The organism is Gilliamella apicola (genome assembly GCF_000599985.1).
Taxonomy (GTDB): Bacteria; Pseudomonadota; Gammaproteobacteria; order Enterobacterales; family Orbaceae; genus Gilliamella; species Gilliamella apicola.
In genome coordinates, this window is sequence record NZ_CP007445.1 from 1,071,016 (window position 1) to 1,090,934 (window position 19,919).

A 19,919-nucleotide genomic window follows, 5' to 3' on the forward strand; every position below is an offset into this window, starting at 1 on the left:
TCAAAAATCTATTTATGTGACATGTGTAACATTTTTAATTTTAATTTATCGTGAATTCTTAATTTTGTGGTTAACAAAAATGTTCAAGCAATATGCAGATGAGCCGAAGCTATATTTTACTAGTGATTAAGTATATAATGTTGACCATATCCAATTAATTTAAGTTAAAGTTATATATTTATGAAATCTTCAATTATCAGTAAGTTAGAAACATTGCAAGAACGCTATGAAGAAGTTCAAGCATTGTTATCTGACCCTTCGGTAATCGCCGATCAAAATCGTTTTCGCACACTTTCTAAAGAATATGCACAATTAGGTGGAGTAGTGAAGTGTTTTGCTAGCTGGAAACAAACTCAAGAAAATATTGAAACGGCTAAAATGATGCTTTCCGATCCAGAAATGAGTGAAATGGCTCAAGAAGAGCTTAATGAAGCATTAGGACAAGTTGAAGAACAAGAAAGGCAGTTACAGGTATTATTATTACCAAAAGATCCAAATGACGACTATAACTGTTTTGTCGAAGTTCGTGCAGGAACTGGTGGTGATGAAGCAGCAATTTTTGCTGGTGACTTAGCTAGAATGTATACCCGTTATGCTGAATCACGCCGTTGGCGAGTTGAAATAATGAGCTCAAATGAGGGTGAGCATGGTGGTTATAAAGAAGTGATCATGCTAATTAGTGGCGATGGCGTTTATGGTAACTTAAAATTTGAATCGGGTGGTCATCGCGTTCAACGCGTACCCGAAACTGAGTCTCAAGGTCGTATTCATACTTCTGCGTGTACTGTTGCTGTTCTACCAGAAATCCCTGAAGCGGAAATGCCTGAAATCAATCCTGCAGATTTAAAAATCGATACCTATCGATCATCAGGTGCGGGTGGTCAGCACGTTAATACTACCGATTCTGCTATTCGTATTACTCACTTGCCAACAGGAATTGTTGTTGAGTGCCAAGATGAACGCTCACAACATAAAAATAAAGCTAAAGCAATGTCTGTATTGGCTGCTCGTATTCAGGATGCTGAAACACGTAAACGTCAACAAGAAGAAGCATCAACTCGGCGTAATCTTTTAGGCTCAGGTGATCGCTCCGATAGAATCAGAACCTATAATTACCCACAAGGGCGAGTGACCGATCATCGAATTAACCTAACAATCTATCGCTTAGACGAAGTAATGGAAGGTAAGCTAGACATGTTAATCGATCCAATTGTACAAGAATATCAAGCAGACCAACTTGCAGCTTTATCGGAACAAGATGAATGACATATTTAGAATGGCTTAAGGGCGCTTCACAAACACTTACTGATAGTGAAAGCCCTAAGCGTGATGCCGAAATTTTATTAAGTTTTGTCACACATAAAACACGCACATTTTTAATGGCATTTAGTGAAACCAAATTAACCGATGATGAGCTAATTGCCTTAGACAAACATTTGAAACGTCGTCAAGCGGGTGAACCTATCGCTTATATTACTGGTGAAAAAGAATTCTGGTCTTTGAAGTTTAATGTGTCAAATGCGACATTAATTCCAAGACCAGATACTGAAAAATTAGTTGAGCTTGGTTTAGACTATTTACCTAAAGTTCCGTGTGAAGTTTTAGATCTTGGTACTGGTACTGGCGCCATAGCCATTGCTATGGCAACCGAACGCCCAGATTGCTTATTTACTGGCGTTGAAAAAAATAATGACGCTTTGAATTTAGCTCAGAAAAATGCTAACCAGATTGGCGTTAACAATGTCTATTTTTTAAGTGGCGATTGGTATAAGCCAATAAAAAACCGTAAATTTTCAATGATAACCAGTAATCCTCCTTATATTGAACCCACTGATATTCATTTATCGCAAGGCGATGTTCGATTTGAACCAAAAAGCGCCTTGGTTTCTGAAGATGAAGGTTTAGCTGATATTAAATTGATTGTTCAAGGTGCAACGAAACATCTAATTCAATATGGCTGGCTACTCATTGAACATGGCTGGAAACAAGGGGAAGCGGTACAGACTATTTTTAAACAACACGGATTTCAATTAGTTGAAACTTTTACCGACTACAGTGGCAATGATAGGGTTACACTTGGTCGCTGGTTTAAACCTTAATAAGGATAATTTTTTATGATGAATCAAAAAAGAGTAAACGTTGGTGATATTACCGTAGCCAATGATCTGCCATTTGTGTTATTTGGTGGTATGAACGTTCTTGAATCGCGTGATTTGGCAATGAAAATTTGCGAACATTACATTACTGTAACTGATAAACTAAATATCCCTTATATTTTCAAAGCATCTTTTGACAAAGCCAATCGCTCATCCATCCACTCGTTTCGAGGACTTGGTTTAGAAGAAGGACTAAAAATTTTTCAAGAACTTAAACAGCAGTTTGGTATAAAAATCATTACTGATGTTCACACTGAAGAGCAATGTCAACCAGTCGCTGATGTTGTTGATGTAATTCAATTACCCGCCTTTTTAGCCAGACAAACGGATCTAGTTGTTGCTATGGCAAAAACAGGTGCAGTGATTAATGTTAAAAAACCACAATTTATCAGTCCTAGTCAAATGGGTAACATTGTGGAAAAATTCGAAGAAGCAGGTAACAATAAAATTATTCTTTGTGATCGCGGTAGTTGCTTTGGTTATGACAATTTGGTTGTTGATATGCTTGGTTTTAATATTATGAAAAAAGCCAGTAAAGGATCACCTGTAATTTTTGATGTTACGCACGCTCTTCAATGTCGTGACCCTATGGGCGCAGCATCGGGTGGTCGACGTGGTCAAGTAACCGAACTGGCTCGTTCAGGTATGGCGGTAGGCATAGCAGGATTATTTTTAGAATCTCACCCTGATCCAAGTCACGCAAAATGTGATGGTCCATCAGCATTGCCATTAGCTAAACTTGAACCTTTCTTAAAACAGATGAAAGCGATTGATGAATTAGTAAAAAGTTTCGAAGAAATTAATACTGAAAATTAATCTAATTCTATAATCAAATTCAACCTTAATGATAAGAGAAATGCTAGGCATTTCTTTTTTTTTGACTTTAATTCTAACAAACCCTTAACAAAAATTGTGTTGCTAATTTATCCCATCATAATAGTATAAATTTTTCACTTAACTTATTTTATTTCAAAATATTATTATTTTTCAAAATAAAAAAAGTAAGCTTTTTTTCAGCTAAAATCATTGAAAATTAGATCTTTTTAGTGACTAGGATCACGAATTTAGATTATTTAATTTGCTAACTAAAATATGTTTATGCATTATAAAAATAGACATTTAGCTTACTTTTTACTTTATCTAAGCTTTTTAAAAATGTTAATGGAAATTTTTAAAATGAAAATGGATTCAATTTTGAGCTAAATAACGAGGACTTCTAACGAAGAATTACTATTTAAACCAAACGGAATCGTTTTAAGGAAATAAATTATGAACTATTACAATACACTAAACATTCCTCGTTCTTTGAGTTGTTTGACAAAACTCATCCTTTCATTGACAGTGTTAACCAGTGTTACACCCGTTTATGCTGCTTATGAAAGTAATTTTGTAGATGATTCGTCACTCACTGGCAATGTGTTTTTCTGGAATCGTGATCGTGAAAGAAAAAATATCGATGAACATAAATATGAAAAGAACCTTAGGCACTCATCATTTAACACAAATTTAGATTTCAAATCTGGTTATATTGCAGATCGTTTTGCGATTGAATTAGGTGGTTATGGCGCTTGGGAAGTGAGTAACGGTGGCAATGGACATCCTAATGAAATCGGCTTTAGCGGTACCAATACCCGATGGGAAGAAGATTGGAAAAAAGATGTCAGTGGACTAAGTTTTTATAAAGCGCTAGTTAATTTTAAACTTGATGATAAATTTTGGCTCAGAGCAGGTTATATCCAACCTTCAGGTCAAACATTACTAGCTCCACATTGGAGTTTATTACCAGGTACTTATCGAGGCGTGGAGTTTGGCACTTTGCTTGATTTCGATGATGCAGGTGCGTTATCCATGTCTTATATGTGGACAGATAAATACAAAGCTCCATGGTATAAACGACTTTATGAATTTAAACAATGGGGAAAAGGGAAAAAGATTGATTACCTCCATTCTGCTGGTTTGAAATATGATTTTAAAAATAATTTGGTAATTGAAAGTGCTTTTGGCCAAGCACAAAATTATATGAACCAATTTTTTGGTAAAGCATCGTATAAAACGGATGTATTTAATAATCCACTTACTATGAGTTATCAATTTTATGGTGCTAAAGATCAGTCTCACAAAGGTAAAAATGTTTATGATGGCTTAGCATGGTTGCAGGCCGCTACCTTAGGTTATCAAATGGGACCTGTTGGTTTACGACTTGAAGGGGTCGTTGTTAAAGCAGAAGGAGAACAAGGTTTCTTTTTACAGCGTATGACGCCTGATTATGCTTCTTCAAATGGTCGATTAGATATCTGGTGGAATTCTCGTTCTGACTTTAATGCCAATGGTGAAAAAGCGCTATTTGCAGAAATTACTTATGATTTAGGAGATTTATCCAATTACTTAACAGGGTGGAGAACAGGTGCTTCTTATGCTTATGGTTGGGATGCAAAACCAAGCACAAACAAACAATTTAATCAGAAAAAACGTTTAGTTGAGTCAGCTTATAACTTTGATTTAGGCTATACCGTACAAAATGGTTGGATAAAAGATACCTCTTTACAACTTCATTTTACCAAATATAACAATCATACCAATATCCCAAGCTGGGGAGGTGGATACGGCAATATTTTCCAAGATGAACGTGATATCAAATTTATTGTTATTGTCCCTTTCACCGTTTTCAATGCTAAACAAAAATAGGTAATCGTCATGAAAAAGTTTAAATCAGCTATTATTGCTACATCAATAGCAACATTATTAAGTATGGGAACCGTACAATCTGTTAGCGCTTCACAAAAAGTTGTTGATACCATGAGTTCACAATTACACCTAAATTATCAAATTGTGGATAATGATGCTGCTAATCATGGGGTAGATTGTGCAGCATTAGGTGCAGATTGGGCGTCATGTAATAAAGTAACCTTAACTCTTAAAAATACTGGACCTGCGATTACTAGCAATGATTGGGCAATCTATTTCCATAATATTCGAATGATTTTAGCAGTCAATAATGATCAATTTAAAATTACCCATGTCACTGGTGATCTACACAAACTTGAACCTACTGAAAAATTTAAAAATATTCCTGCCAATGCCGTTGTTACCATTCCGATCATTGGTGAATATTGGCAAATCAGTGAAAGTGATGTTATGCCTAGATGGTATGTCACCTCGTCAAAAGCTGAACCAAAAGTGATTGCTAATACTGATACCGATTCTGATAATCTCTCTGCATTTGTTAAACCATTAGGCGAACAATGGAAAATATCTCCTAATGATCATAATATTTTAATGACGCCTGAAAATCGTTATCAACGTAATAAAGATATACAAGAGATTAATGGCGAGTTGTTAAAAGGACAGATTTTACCCACTCCATCCAAACTTACTGTTGGTAAAGAGACGATTACTCTAAATGAAAATGGTGTTAATTTAGTGCTTAATAACTTATCACTTGAGAGCAAATCTGTATTAGAAAAGCATTTTACAGAATTAAAGATTGCTGTGAGTAGTAAGGGCTTTAACATTAACGCTTCAATTGATAAAAATGCATTTGAAAAAGGTGTAAAAGGTAGTTATAAATTAGATATAACACCTCAAGGGGCAACCATTGTAGCCTTTGATGAAAGTGGGATTTTTTATGGTGTAGAATCAATTTTATCAGTCATAGATGCTAAAAAACCTCAAGTTATACCTACACTTTCAGCCGAGGATGCGCCTCGATTTGAATATCGTGGAATGATGTTAGATACTGGTCGAAACTTTAAAAGTAAAGAAGCGGTACTACAGTTACTTGATATGATGTCAAAATATAAAATGAATAAATTTCATTTCCATTTAAGTGACGATGAAGGTTGGCGAATTGAAATTCCAGATTTACCTGAACTGACCGATTTTGGTAGTAAACGCTGTCATGATTTGAGTGAGACAAAATGCTTATTACCACAACTTGGATCCGGTCCATATAGCAACAATAGTGGCAGTGGATACTTTACTCGCAATGACTATATTGAAATAGTGAAGTATGCAAATGCTCGATTTATTGAGGTCATTCCAGAAATAGATATGCCTGCACACGCCAGAGCGGCTATTATGTCAATGGAAGTTAGATATCAACGTCTAATGAATAGCGGTCAAGAACAACAAGCTAATGAATATCGACTAGTCGATCCAACCGATACATCAAATACTACAACTGTACAATTTTACAATCGACAAAGTTATCTTAACCCATGTTTAGATTCTTCGAAAAAATTTGTAAATAAAGTCATTAGTGAAATAGCCAAAATGCATGCTGAAGCTAAACAACCAATTTCAACTTGGCATTTTGGTGGTGATGAAGCGAAAAATATTCATTTTGGTAATGGCTACCAAGATATCAATGTGGCTCAGAAAGAGGCGGGTAAAGGTTTAATCGATCAAAGTATTGAAGATCATCCATGGGCAAAATCACAAGCGTGCCAAACCTTTGTTCAAAAAGGCGTTGTTAAAAACATTGAACATTTACCAAGTTATTTTGCTGTAGAAGTAAGTAAAATCATTAAAAACAATGGAATTAATCGCATGCAAGTCTGGCAAGATGGCGTAAAATTCGCAACCAATGCCAAATCCTTCGCCACCGATGAAGTGATTGTCAACTTCTGGGATAATTTGTATTGGGGTGGGTATGATTCAGTAAATGAATTTGCCAATAAAGGCTATAAAGTTATAGTGTCTAACCCTGATTATGTCTATTTAGATATGCCTTACGAAGTTAATCCAAAAGAAAGTGGTTACTATTGGGCTGCTCGTTTCAATGATGAACGCAAAATATTCAGTTTTGCACCTGATAACTTACCACAAAATGCAGAAACATCGTTTGATCGTAACGGTGATGTCTTTACTGCTAAAGGTACAATGGATTGGCCAGGTGCATACGGATTATCCGCTCAAATCTGGACTGAAAATATACGTACAGACAATAAAATGGCCTACATGGCTTACCCTCGATTACTCAGTGTTGCAGAGCGTGCATGGCATAAAGCTGATTGGGAGACAAATTATCAAAAAGATCGCCAATTCCAACAAGGTGAAACCCATTATGTTGATCAGCAAAAACTTTTCAACGATTGGAATCAATTTGCCAATTTGATCGGTCAACGTGAATTAGCTAAATTAGATGCTGCCTCAATTAACTATCGTCTACCAGTTCCAGGTGCGAAGATTGAAAATGGTAAATTGATAGCGAATATTGTTTTTCCTGGTTTAAGTATTGAATATTCAATTGATAAAGGTAATCAGTGGCAACGTTACCAAGGACCTACTGCCATTAAGAAAGGAGAAAATGTCTTTATTCGTAGTGTTTCGCCAAATAAACAAAGGACTAGTCGCATTGAAATTGTGAAATAAATTAATCTTAATCACTATTCTTATCCGTTATTTAACGGATAAGAATAAAACTAAAAAATAAGTAGTTTATAAAATAAAATAGCTTAAATAATGTAATTACATCTATTAATGAAGCGTTTCTATATTATCAACTTCATTAAAATCATCACTACCATCTTCAAAATAGGTTCCCCAACCATCATAGTTGACACCGAATTGGTTAGTTAATGTGATTATTTCCGCTATTTGGGCATTAATTAATTCTGCATTAAGTGGACTCTCAACCACAATATCAAAACCGATAACAACATTTCCATTATCATCTACATCTTCGTCAGGATCGGTAGCCTCATAACCTAATTTATAAGCTTCAACGGCTACTTTTTCTAGCTGATCAAAGTTTTGTGATGAGATATGATGTTCAATAATATAAAGCGCATGAGGATCACTACCATCTTCCAATAGTTCTTCAATAATAACGTTAGTATCTTGTTGAGCAAGCTTAATTTGATCTTTCATAATTTACCTTTTAGTGGTCATGCAATTTGTGTGGTATATTACACGTTTAAAAATAATTTTCGAGAAAAAAAGTGATCGTTGATTTACATTCGCATACAACTGCGTCAGATGGCATTCTGACACCTAGTGAACTGGTCAAAAGAGCAGCTGATAATCAAATCAGTATGTTAGCAATTACCGATCACGATACTATCAAAGGTCTACCAGAGGCCAAAAACACAATAGAACGTGATAATTTACCCGTTAAATTAATTTATGGCGTTGAAGTGTCAACAATTTGGAAGAATAATGAAATTCATATTGTTGGATTAAATATCGATATTGAAAATTCACTATTACTTGAATTATTATCAGCCCAAGAACAAGGTCGAATAGATAGAGCAATTAGCATTGATCAAAAATTGGCGAAAGTTAGTATTGATAATGCGTATCAACAAGCACAACAATTTTCAAAAGGTGATATTGTATCACGCTCCCATTTTGCACGTTTTTTAGTAGCCAATGGTTATGTTAAAGATGTTAAACAAGCATTTAAAAAATATTTAGGCAAAAGTGGTTATGCTTATGTGCCTGCAAAGTGTTGTAGTATTGGTAATGCGGTCAATGCCATTCACGCAGCAGGCGGGCAAGCAGTACTTGCTCATCCTAGCCGTTATGATTTAACTTTAACTAAATTAAAAACATTAATTGGTGAATTTAAAGAATATGGCGGTGATGCGATAGAAGTATCTCAAAGCCGACAAACGCAAGATGATTTACAGCGATTGGCGAAATTAGCTAATGAATTTGGATTATTGGCATCTCAAGGTTCCGATTTTCATGATTTGGTTAATTACCTTGATTTAGGTAAAACCACACCTTTACCAGCCAGTGTGACACCTATCTGGCATGATTGGAATGAGTAAATTTAAAAACAGAACTTAACGATAACACTAATATAGAAGAAAACTATGAGCCAAACTTTTTATATTCACCCAGATAATCCACAAACGAGATTATTAGATCAAGTTGTCAAAATTTTAAATGATGGTGGCGTTATCGCCTTTCCGACAGATTCAGGTTATTCACTAGGTTGCTTGCTTGATAACAAGTATGGGGTTGATCGTATTTGCCAAATTCGCCAGCTTGATAAATATCACAACTTTACCTTAATGTGTCGCGATCTTTCGGAACTTTCATCTTATGCTTTTGTTGACAACACAACTTTCCGACTATTAAAAAATAATACACCTGGTAAATATGTCTTTATTTTGCAAGCCAGCAAAGAAGTTCCACGTCGATTAATGAATGAAAAACGTAAAACCATTGGTTTACGTATTCCTGATAATAAAATTGATTTAACATTACTTGAATTGTTAGGGCAACCATTAATGACAACCACATTAATTTTACCTAATGAGGATGAAGCCCAATCTGATCCGGAAGAGATAGAAGATAAAATTGGTCATCAGCTTGATGCTATTGTGCATGGTGGATACATTGGTCCGCAACCTACAACAGTAATTGATTTAACTAATGACTATCCAGATATTGTTCGTCAAGGTAGTGGTGATATAAGCCCATTTGTTTAAAGTAAAGATCAGTACAGATAATGACATATAAACCTATTAGTTCGTTGACTTTGGTTGGTGGATCTTTTATTGGTTAACTGTTCTTGTAGTTTCCAAATAAGTTCATTTTACTTACCAAACGGATTCTACAATAGTTTATATTACGAAATATAAAATTGAATTTTCACATTGCTCTACATAACTTTAGATGTGTCGTATTTATTATCCTATTGTTACTTTTACCGATATAGAAGGTAAAAAGAGAGTTTTTACTTCAACATTTGGATATAGTCTTAAAGTTTATTATTTAGTTCAACAAGTGAGAATTCTTTATAATACAAGTATGCTAAAATATCTGAATTTATGGTGCTTTGAGCTTCTATAGTTTTTAACGTTTTTTGTAGATTTTATTTGGGCTAATTGGATTTTGTTTTTCTTACTAACATGAAAAATATACAAAAAACTAAAATTAAACGTTTAACAATAAACGGCACAAACATAAACATAAGATATTTCGAAAGAATAAATGTCTATAAATGATCTATTTAATAACATTACAAATTTATACCTATTTTTTGATAGAAAATTGAGTAATTCAATATTCAACAAATAATATTTACTAGCTATATCAGAATGATAAAATCGATTTTGATATAAGTTTTCACTTAAAGTTAAACAAATATGATACCTGTGAAGGTAGCGAGAACTGGTTATGAAAAACATAAAAGACAATACTGAAAAATTACAAAAAGTACTAGCTAATTTAGGCAATGGTTCACGGCGTGAGATTGAAGCTATGATTGCAGCAGGAAAGATCAGCGTTGATGGTAAAATTGCCAATTTAGGCGATCGTGTTGATGTCAGTGCTAACCCAAAAATTCGCATCAATGGACATTTAATTCAACTAAGAAGTAAAGAAAAAGAGGTCTGCCGAGTACTGGCTTATTATAAACCCGAAGGTGAAATTTGTTCACGTAATGATCCGCAAGGTCGGGCAACGGTATTTGAACGATTACCACGTTTAAAAAATGCACGTTGGATCAATATTGGTCGTTTAGACATCAATACGTCGGGACTTTTATTATTTACTACCGATGGTGAATTGGCTAACCGTTTAATGCACCCAAGACATGAAATTGAACGTGAATATGCTGTGCGAGTATTTGGTAATATTACTGATCAGCAAATTAATCAATTACGCAAAGGTGTACAACTCGAAGACGGTCCTGCTTCATTTAATTCAATTAAAGCTCAAGGTGGTGATGGTATTAACCAATGGTTTAATGTTGTTATAACCGAAGGCCGTAATCGCGAAGTGCGTAGAATGTGGGAAGCGATTGATGTACAAGTTAGCCGTTTATTACGTATTCGTTATGGTAATATTAACTTACCAAAAGGATTATCACGTGGTACATGGATGGAACTAGGAATTGATTCTGTCAACTATTTACGTGAACTTGTTGGCTTACCACCAGAAGTTAAAAGTTTTACTAAAACAACTTCATCATCGGACAAAAAAATTGTTAGACCAAAACGTATCAAGTTGAATAATCCGTCTAAATCACCTCGCCGTGCCACGGCTAAAAAGCCTACTCGAAAGTAGAGTTATTCATCACCTCAATACATAATTTGTATTGAGGTGTACACCCATCAAAAAATTGATTAATGTGGAAAATGTTATTTTTTATCCAATTTAATCACTATTGTAGTATAGAAATATAGCATTAAATGAAAAATGCTAAGCTTTTTTTTTTCATAAAATCGGCAAAAATAATTAAAGGCTATTTTAATTAGTAACTTATCAAACTTGTTATATTCTAACTAGTTTGATAAAGGATGGATAATTATTGAAAGGAAATATTATGCGAATATTAATAACAATTTTTGTCATCTTCTTTCTTACCGCTTGCCATACACGTACAAGTGAGGAGGCATATAAAGAGGGAAAATATCTAGAAAGTATCAGTTTATTAACTAACAATATTGAAGAAAAAGGCCTCAAAAAGTATGACAAAGATAAAGCCGAAAAGTTACGCACTTTAGTCACTAATGTTATGGAGCATTATGAAACAAATTTAGCCAATACTCCAGACACCGATTATAAAAAACGTATTGATATCTACCAAAACTTACTTAAAATGAAAATGATGCTTAGGGATCGTTTTTATAGTTCAACTGTCGATTTTTTTAATAATAAATATGATTTGGAACAATTGGAGCAAACCATTGCTAAACAATATTACGATTATGCAAATTCAATTACGGGCACCGACAGTATAAGCTATAAGAACAAAGCCAATTTATATCAACTTGGTTTAGAACGATATAATTATAAGGATATTGAAAAACGATATAAAAACGCTCAAACGAAATATATGCAGGTTGCAGCCAAAGAATACTATGATTTAGGTAAAAAATTTGCACAGGAAAGAAACTACAAAGAGGCTGCAACGGCTTTTAGCAATGCTTCACAAGTTTATCAACCACTTGGTAAATATAGAGATAGTGATAAACTAGCAATTGAAAACGACAAAAAATATTGTACACAAGAAGCCGAGGCTGCTTATCAACAAGCCCAACAACTTTCACAAAATGCCAGTAAGCGCCACGAGTTTCGAGAAGTGGCTGATTACTTTAACAAAGCAGTAAAAGTTTACCAACCATATGGACAATATCGAGATGCAAAAGCATTAGCTGACACCTACCAAAAAAAGGGAATTGTTAAAGTCTATTATAATTCATCCCCATCTCAATTTACGAATGAAATTAGAGAATATATAGGCTCATATTATATTGAGTTTACCAATTACTTAAGTGATGCAGATATTGATATACGAATTGACTACGATATTGATTTTAATGATCTTGGCAAATCAGTTAATCATGAAACAAAAACGGAAAAAGTATTTGATAAATATGTTGAAGTACCAAATAAAAAAGGAAAAATGACTAAACTCAAAAGCTATAAAGATCAGCGCTACAATATAGAAACAGAAACTCATAGCAATCAACTAACATTAACGACCAACATCATGGTTAACGGTATGTATAGCTATATTAAATCATTCAAAGTTAAAGAAACTTCCGCTAAATATAAATATATTTATAGTGGTGATGTACCATCAAAATACCGTAATTATAGTGAAGGTAGTTTAAAATCACGAGATGAACTCTATAAGCAAGCCCAAAAAGAACAACTAACCGAATTAAGGTCTAGACTTAAGGATATTGCTAAAGATCTCTCTTACCTTTAGTAGAAAGATTTAAAAATAGATAAAAAATATCTTGAGGTATGTAATAGACAATTTATATCTAGTTTTCTTAATAAATTGTACTACTACACAAAACCTCAAGATATCAACCCAACTAGTAACTATCATAAAATAAAGAACATCTCGCCGTGAAAGTAAAAAATTTAAATTGACTGATATATAATCGTATTACTATAAGGTTACAAAGATATGGAAGGAGAATGGATTTGCTATTTCTAAAACCAGTTAAGCATATAAAAAAATTAAACAAATAGTTAAAAATAAAATCCCTTCAATTTACTGTTTCAACTCTTCTGATTTAATGAAATTTATTAAAAATAATCTAATGACAGCTTAAAGGAAAAATTCCAAATTAAGCTCTGATCTGCAAATATTATTGTAGCCAATAATAAACAACATCCTTTACAAAAATATCTAGAGTCTTATGCCAATAAAAAAGCTAAATAATGGAAAAAATGTTTGGAAAAATATCAGTTAAATTTAACTTCAATATTGTTTCTTATTTAAAGTTAATACAATAAATTGTTAATCGCTGTTAAAAATATTTTTGTAAAGAAAGAAAATATTTGATTAAAAAACTATCAATTTAAGCTAAAATAGCTTCCCTTACATCACGTTAAGTAAAATAAAAATATGGATAGAGCAACTTATGGCAAATGATATAATTCTAAATCTAACAACCAATGAATATCTAGATTCTTTTACGAACGAAGAACTTTGGCAACAAGCAGCCCAAAAAAAACTGGTAGAAATGTTAAAAAAAACCAGTGATGAAGCTAAAGCTTATGAACGAAATCGTTTTGATAATAAATGTAAAAACACAATTTATGCTGCACATAACGCAATCTGCATCAGTGGTGAACGTGGGGCAGGTAAAACCGTATTTTTACGTAATGTAGAAAATTTTTGGAAAAAAAGTTTAGATAATAAGGAAATAGACGATATTTTCTTTTTAGAAATTATCGATCCCACCTTACTTTGCAATCATGATGAGTTTGCCAATGTTATTGTCGCTCAATTATATAATGCGGTCGAAAAAAGATTACAATCATCTTGTACTGATCAATGTCAACGTAATGATTTTTATTCTTCTCTACAAGAACTTGCCAATGCTCTAGGAAAAACAAAAGAATTTAATGATTACACCGGAATAGATAAAATACTCAAATATAGTTCTGGTGTACAAATTCAACATCGCTTTCATGATTTTGTGGAAAAATGTATTGAAATTTTACATTGTAAAGCGATTGCTATTCCAATTGATGATGTCGATATGGCTTTGGACAAAGCCTTTGAAGTGTTGGATGATGTACGTCGATTACTTAGCTGCCCTTATATTATCACCATTATCAGTGGTTCTCTTCACTTATATTCTCATATGATGCATGTCCATTTTCAAAAACTAGCTGCGCCCATAGGATTTATTGATGATGATACATTAAAACACGGACGTGAAACCGCTCAATCATTAGCTGAGGCTTATCTAACTAAAGTGTTCCCAAATCACCAACGGTTACCTTTATTACCTATTGATGATCTTTTACCTAAATTAAAAATTATTGAAAAAGAAAAGGATGATGGCATAACATTTTTTAAATACGAGAAAAATCTTCAAAACTATTTCTACTATTTATGTAATGGGGAAGCTAGTAGTACTAAATGGCCCAAGCCGAAAAATGCTCGAGAAGTCACTCAACTTATAAGATCATTACCACCATCCATATTTTATCAAGAGAAATTAGAAGAGTACTTATGGTCTACTTTTCAATCTTGGGCAGAACAAAAACAAGATGGTGTTGCTTATAGTAATGCTGTTAGTTATCAACACGTAATAAATCATAATGTAGAAGGCGTATTTAGAATTGAACAATTATTAGCTTTTAGCCCAAAGCAACAGATAGACATAAAGTTTTCAGGCAGTAAAAAGAACTTTTTTAAAGAACAGCTAGAGGCGATTAAAGAACTATCAGGCAAAGGAGAAGAAAATAAGAAAATTTTGAACAGTGTATTTAACGAAGATAGTTTAGTTATGCGGAGTATGCCACCTTTAGAGTTTTTGGTTGGAAATCTTTTTTTAAACAACAGAACTATAGAAACTGACCAAAATAATATTTTAAAACGAATTTATACACATTGTGATTATTATGGAAAATCGAGTCAGCAAATTCATAATATTTATTTTAGCCGTGCTTTTGAAATATTGATTTTATCTATATTAGATGTCACTTCTAAAGAGAAAAAAATCAATTGGGATGAGCAATTGCGATTTATTCTAAATCGACCTCCATTTTATTCAATTCATGCCATGAACCCAACTAAATTCGTAGATGATGAGGATATGTCTGATGGAGAAGACTTTAGAACCAATGACGAGGAAAGTAAAGATAGTAAAGATAGTAATGAAAGTAATGAAAGTAAAGATAGTAATGAAAGTAAAGACAGTAAAGACAGTAAAGACAGTAAAGACAGTAATGAAAGTAATGAACGTAATGACAGCATTAGTAAGTTTGCAAATGAGATAGTTGTTTGGTGTGAAAACAATAAAGAAAGGTTAACAGAATTACAAACAAAGAATCTGATTCCCTTATTGCATGCAGTATTTAATAAGGTTTTTACTCAGTTACATATCATACGCAAAAAAAGCTTCAAATTGAATGAAGATGAACATCTTTCCGATATTGCAAAACGTTTTGAATACTTAGTAATTAACGCTTTTGCTAGTTTTATAAAAGATGGAATAATCAGTCATGCAAACCCTGCATTAACCGCAGATGTAAGTACAATTAGAAATGAAGACAATTTTAAAAAACGTGACCGTGTATTAACGAAAAATATAAGCGGTTTAGTAGATTTTGATGAAATAAAAAAGAAGGATAATGATAAAGATAAGGTGAATAATGATGACCATAAAAAGGAGGAAGATAATAATAATGATGATATTAAAATTACATCAAAACTATTATCAGCCATATGGAAACATCCTTTATTTACAAAAAATGACGAGTTTGGAACAATATTCAAAATAGGTAAAGCAAATAACCAACAAATCAACAAAAACAAATCAGGTCAAAAGATTGATGAGTTTAAGCGCATCAAAGAGATGATTTTGAACGATTATGAAGATTTTAGTATTTACAGCATATCTTTATGGGTAGCTGAACGAGAAATTGATGAATTACAACAAATTATTGACAATTTAAAATTAGATGAAAAATTTAAATTATATAAAAATGAAAAAGATGTATTAGCGAATGATAGGAAAAAAGAGTTTCCACGACTATACCAAATAATTTATTACCATATTCAAGATGTAAATAAAAAGAAATAACTAATGTTCACATTTGATTTAAAATGGATTGTACCTGCTGTAATTTTAACGTCGGATCGGTTATTAAATTCAGAGATAGAGTTACAGCAAGGTAAAAAATTAAACGAAAAACTTCTTACAATTTTAAAACAGGCAATACATGATTATCAGCCTTATTATCGTCATCGCTTGCGTTCTGATGATATTGATTATGCTATTGAAGAGTGGCTTAACCATGATAAAGCTATAGATCCTATAAGTTGTTTGGATAAATTGGCAGACTATTTTTTAGAGTGGACTGGTGTGAGTTTTGAAGTAAAAAAACCGCTATTGAATTTGTGGTTAGCATTAGTGTCCTTAATTGATCCTAATTGGATAATTGCTTCAGCTTATAAAAAGCGTATAGAAAACAGAATTTTGCAACCTAACCATGCCATTGCCAATATTTTATCAGATCAATGTCCGATTGCATTGGTAAAACCACTTGGCAATAAAATTTATGCGGATAATCATGTCCATTTAAACGGGCATGGAACCTCATCACTTTCAATGCAAAGTATTGCGCTTTATTTAGAAAAAGAGCCTGAAAATATTAAGTGGCCTAATCGCACTGAGTTTACACTATATGAAAGTAATAAATTAGATAAACAGCATATACCAATGTTAGTGAGAGTATGTAGTATCCTATTGTTACAACAAATATTTTTTAATACTGGGACAAATAATTCCAAGAGTGAAAATGAATTCGTCAATTTTAACATAATAAATTTAAAAACTATTATATTTAAAAAAGCTTCAATTATTGAATTTTACAATAGTGCCAACATATCCAATACACAAGAAATTTTTAAGATAGCGAATGATCCTAAACAATGCCCGAAAAATGGTTGGTTATTATTATGTTTAGGCTTTTTAATTCATGCAAATAATAACCAAAACTGCGATTATAGAAAAATCTTATCGATCTTTATCAAAAGTAGTCATATTTTAAGAAACTATATGACAGTATCAGGGGTTGGACTTAGTCAGTTTGTTAGTTTTTTTGGATTTTCGCTAAGAAAACCTGAAAAAATCTATAAAAGTGGTTATAAATTTGATGATTTTGCGGTAAGGCATGACGCGGCAAGTAATATTAAAAGAGAGTATAGAATATCTCCTAATGCTTTAATAGAGGAAAATGATAAGCGCAGTTTATCGCTTGACTACTTAAAAAGATTTTCAAGTTATTTCTTCCAATGGAGCAAACCTGAAAACCATCATTTTGTGGTTCATTTTACGCGTGGTTTTCCTAACAAAAAAAATAGAAACGATAGGTTATTAAAAGATTTTCGTGATAAATTGAATTTACAGGTAAATAAACTACATGATCTAATGAATTCAGTTGAATATCAAAAATCAGAAATTAAGACTGGAACTGAACTTTCCCCAAAAAATGCTAAAGTTGATCTTAGAAAGTTAATACGTGGATATGATATTGCAGGTAATGAAAATCAATTACCAATTGAAATATTCGCGCCAACTCTTCGAGTACTTCGATCAGCATGTTATCAAGTAAATAGTAATTTATATCTACCTTTCAAAAAGCCATTTTTAACGGTTCATGCTGGCGAAGACTTTAGTCATGTTCTTTCAGGTTTAAGAGCTATTGATGAAGCGGTTAAATTTTGTCAGTTTGATGAAGGGGATCGTATTGGACATGCTTTAGCCTTAGGAATAGATATTGAGCAATGGGCAAAACAACAAAAACGGGCCTATCTGACGGTTGGTGACCATCTAGATAATTTAGTATGGTGTTATCATCAAGCACTAAAACTTTGTGGAATCTTACCTGAAATTCAACCAATTTTACCAATTTTGGAATACAAAATTAAGCATTGGTCTAATTATCTATATAATGATGAACACTATTCAATTAATGATTTATACCAAGCTTGGCTACTTCGACGCAATTGCCCGCGTCGATTAAATAACAATCAAGGTATAAGTGAAATTAAGCGAAAAGTACGTTTACCTGATTATGAATTTTTAATGAATCATCCTGAAAGTAAACCTAAAAAATTATGGTTGAACTACCTTTATTCAAACTATCCATCAGACAACAAAAGACGGTTTAAAACTATTTCAGTTGATTTACAAATAGACAGCAATAGCATTCCTCAATTTATTAATGAACCGCTAACAGATTCAATCTCGAAAGAAGAGCTAAAACTCTATACAGCAATTCAAGATTTATTGATTGAACGGTACAGTAAGCAAGGAATTATCCTTGAAGCTTGTCCGACATCCAATCTTTATATTGGTCGAATCAGTCACTATCATGAACATCCTTTATTTCGTTGGCACCCACCAAGTGGTAAATGGTTGAAAAAAGGTGAAAGATATAATCTTTTCGGTATCAGAACGGGACCTATCTCGGTATGTATCAATACCGATGATTGTGCATTAATGCCTACAACCATTGCTAATGAACACGATGTGATGATGAAAACGGCAATCAAACATTTCGATATTGGTCATTGCCAAGCAGAAGAGTGGATTGAACGGATTCGTCAAAAGGGTGTAGATATTTTTGATTCAAATCATATTGATTGGAATAATATATTTGAGCCATATTAAGTATCGTTAATATAGCGAATAACGTTAATTTTCAATAAAGTTGATATGGCAACAAAAGTTTCTAAATTAATTGACAGATCGGTTAAACGAAGTTGGAATTATTTCAAATTTCTTTTTCGTCATATAATCGCCTAAGTTGTTCGGTTCGTTGGATTAGTTGGTGACGGACGTGTTCGGGCTCTAAGCAGATACACTGATGTCCAAAACTCATTAATATACCGTAACTATAATCATCCTCAATAAAATCAAAATCGACTAGATATTTATTATCATCGAATGGATTTATATCTTTCTCATCACAATAATCTAAAATACGTTCTAAGATAGAGCTATCAATTAATAATTTTATTTTAAAGACCTTTTTTTTCATATTTCGTTTAAATAAAGAAACCATGTCAGGATTCGATCTTTTAATAAAATTAATGTCTGTTTTATGGACATTAGACATTTTAGATAATTTGAATATGCGAAAATCATTTCTATTTAAACAATAACCTTGTAAGTACCACTCTTTTTCTTTAAATAGTAGTTGGTAAGGTTCAATTAATCGAGAAATCGCATCATGTTTAATTTTTACATAATCAAATGATAAAAGTAATTGCTGACTCAACGCCACTTTAATAATCGCTATTTTATTATTATTGTTTTGTTTTAAAAACCATGGAGATAAATCCACAGCAAGTTGGTTCAGCTCATTGCCTAAATCATTAAGTTCTTGCTGAGTTAAAAAGCTTTTAATTTTTTCTTGAGTAAGATATTTTTCATTATCACTTAAAATTGGAGAGGATAATAAATTCAGACCTTTTAAAAGAACAGTCACATCGTCTTTAGTAAATAAACCTTTACTGATTTTATAATCTTTTAAAATACTGATACCGCCCTGACTTCCTGCATATGTGATGATCGGAATTCCAGCACGCTCAATAACTTGTATATCTCGATAAATGGTTCGCAATGATACATCTAATCTTTCCGATAATACTTTAGCGCTTATTCTATCTTTCTGAAGTAGTATCATAATGATAGTAATTATACGGTTAATTTTCATATTTTAAGTTTTGAAATAATTGATTTTAAATATGACATACGGTTGTCAGGGTTACCTCATCATAATATAGATAACATAATTTAAATATATTAATTTTTT

The 19,919-nt window shown here is 32.7% G+C and carries 13 protein-coding genes; 11 read left to right on the forward strand and 2 right to left on the reverse strand.

Going from position 1 to position 19,919, the window contains the following annotated elements; translation table 11 throughout:
• Window positions 1-180: 180 nt before the first annotated feature.
• The 5 genes from prfA to GAPWK_RS04890 all read left to right on the forward strand — a co-directional run bounded on the left by prfA (window position 181) and on the right by GAPWK_RS04890 (window position 7,529).
• Window positions 181-1,266 carry a peptide chain release factor 1 gene (gene prfA / locus GAPWK_RS04870; protein WP_025315148.1) on the forward strand — a complete coding sequence of 362 codons (1,086 nt, stop codon included), beginning with the start codon at window positions 181-183 and terminating at the stop codon, window positions 1,264-1,266.
• Window positions 1,263-2,099 (forward strand): peptide chain release factor N(5)-glutamine methyltransferase, encoded by an 837-nt coding sequence (gene prmC, locus GAPWK_RS04875; protein ID WP_025315149.1) that lies wholly within the window; start codon window positions 1,263-1,265, stop codon window positions 2,097-2,099. The genes prfA and prmC overlap by 4 nt, the downstream gene beginning before the upstream one ends.
• An 18-nt stretch (window positions 2,100-2,117) precedes the next feature.
• Window positions 2,118-2,972 carry a 3-deoxy-8-phosphooctulonate synthase gene (kdsA, locus tag GAPWK_RS04880; RefSeq protein WP_025315150.1) on the forward strand — a complete coding sequence of 285 codons (855 nt, stop codon included), beginning with the start codon at window positions 2,118-2,120 and terminating at the stop codon, window positions 2,970-2,972.
• Between the two features lie 453 nt (window positions 2,973-3,425).
• Complete coding sequence (locus GAPWK_RS04885; RefSeq protein ID WP_051516235.1) at window positions 3,426-4,841, forward strand: OprD family outer membrane porin; 1,416 nt, start codon at window positions 3,426-3,428, stop codon at window positions 4,839-4,841.
• 9 nt (window positions 4,842-4,850) lie between these two features.
• Window positions 4,851-7,529 carry a beta-N-acetylhexosaminidase gene (locus tag GAPWK_RS04890; protein ID WP_025315152.1) on the forward strand — a complete coding sequence of 893 codons (2,679 nt, stop codon included), beginning with the start codon at window positions 4,851-4,853 and terminating at the stop codon, window positions 7,527-7,529.
• Window positions 7,530-7,634: 105 nt separating this feature from the next.
• Here the strand turns inward: GAPWK_RS04890 and rraB are convergent, their stop codons facing one another.
• Window positions 7,635-8,027: a ribonuclease E inhibitor RraB gene (gene rraB / locus GAPWK_RS04895; RefSeq protein ID WP_025315153.1), complete on the reverse strand. Its 393-nt coding sequence runs from the start codon at window positions 8,025-8,027 to the stop codon at window positions 7,635-7,637.
• 71 nt (window positions 8,028-8,098) lie between these two features.
• Between rraB and rnm the strand changes: the two genes are divergently transcribed.
• From rnm to rdrB, 6 genes are all read left to right on the forward strand, one after another.
• Window positions 8,099-8,932, forward strand: coding sequence for an RNase RNM (gene rnm, locus GAPWK_RS04900; RefSeq protein WP_025315154.1), 834 nt, complete (start codon window positions 8,099-8,101; stop codon window positions 8,930-8,932).
• Between the two features lie 45 nt (window positions 8,933-8,977).
• Window positions 8,978-9,598 (forward strand): L-threonylcarbamoyladenylate synthase, encoded by a 621-nt coding sequence (locus tag GAPWK_RS04905; protein ID WP_025315155.1) that lies wholly within the window; start codon window positions 8,978-8,980, stop codon window positions 9,596-9,598.
• A 691-nt stretch (window positions 9,599-10,289) separates the two neighbouring features.
• Window positions 10,290-11,180, forward strand: coding sequence for a 23S rRNA pseudouridine(2605) synthase RluB (rluB, locus tag GAPWK_RS04910; RefSeq protein ID WP_025315156.1), 891 nt, complete (start codon window positions 10,290-10,292; stop codon window positions 11,178-11,180).
• Between the two features lie 259 nt (window positions 11,181-11,439).
• Entirely contained in the window at window positions 11,440-12,831 is a 1,392-nt protein-coding gene (locus GAPWK_RS04915; RefSeq protein WP_025315157.1) for a hypothetical protein, read from the forward strand.
• A 667-nt stretch (window positions 12,832-13,498) separates the two neighbouring features.
• Entirely contained in the window at window positions 13,499-16,177 is a 2,679-nt protein-coding gene (gene rdrA / locus GAPWK_RS04920) for an antiviral RADAR system adenosine triphosphatase RdrA (protein WP_025315158.1), read from the forward strand.
• A 3-nt stretch (window positions 16,178-16,180) separates the two neighbouring features.
• Window positions 16,181-18,772, forward strand: coding sequence for an antiviral RADAR system adenosine deaminase RdrB (rdrB, locus tag GAPWK_RS04925; RefSeq protein WP_025315159.1), 2,592 nt, complete (start codon window positions 16,181-16,183; stop codon window positions 18,770-18,772).
• 103 nt (window positions 18,773-18,875) lie between these two features.
• Here the strand turns inward: rdrB and GAPWK_RS04930 are convergent, their stop codons facing one another.
• Window positions 18,876-19,820: a helix-turn-helix transcriptional regulator gene (locus GAPWK_RS04930; protein ID WP_025315160.1), complete on the reverse strand. Its 945-nt coding sequence runs from the start codon at window positions 19,818-19,820 to the stop codon at window positions 18,876-18,878.
• Window positions 19,821-19,919: the final 99 nt, after the last annotated feature.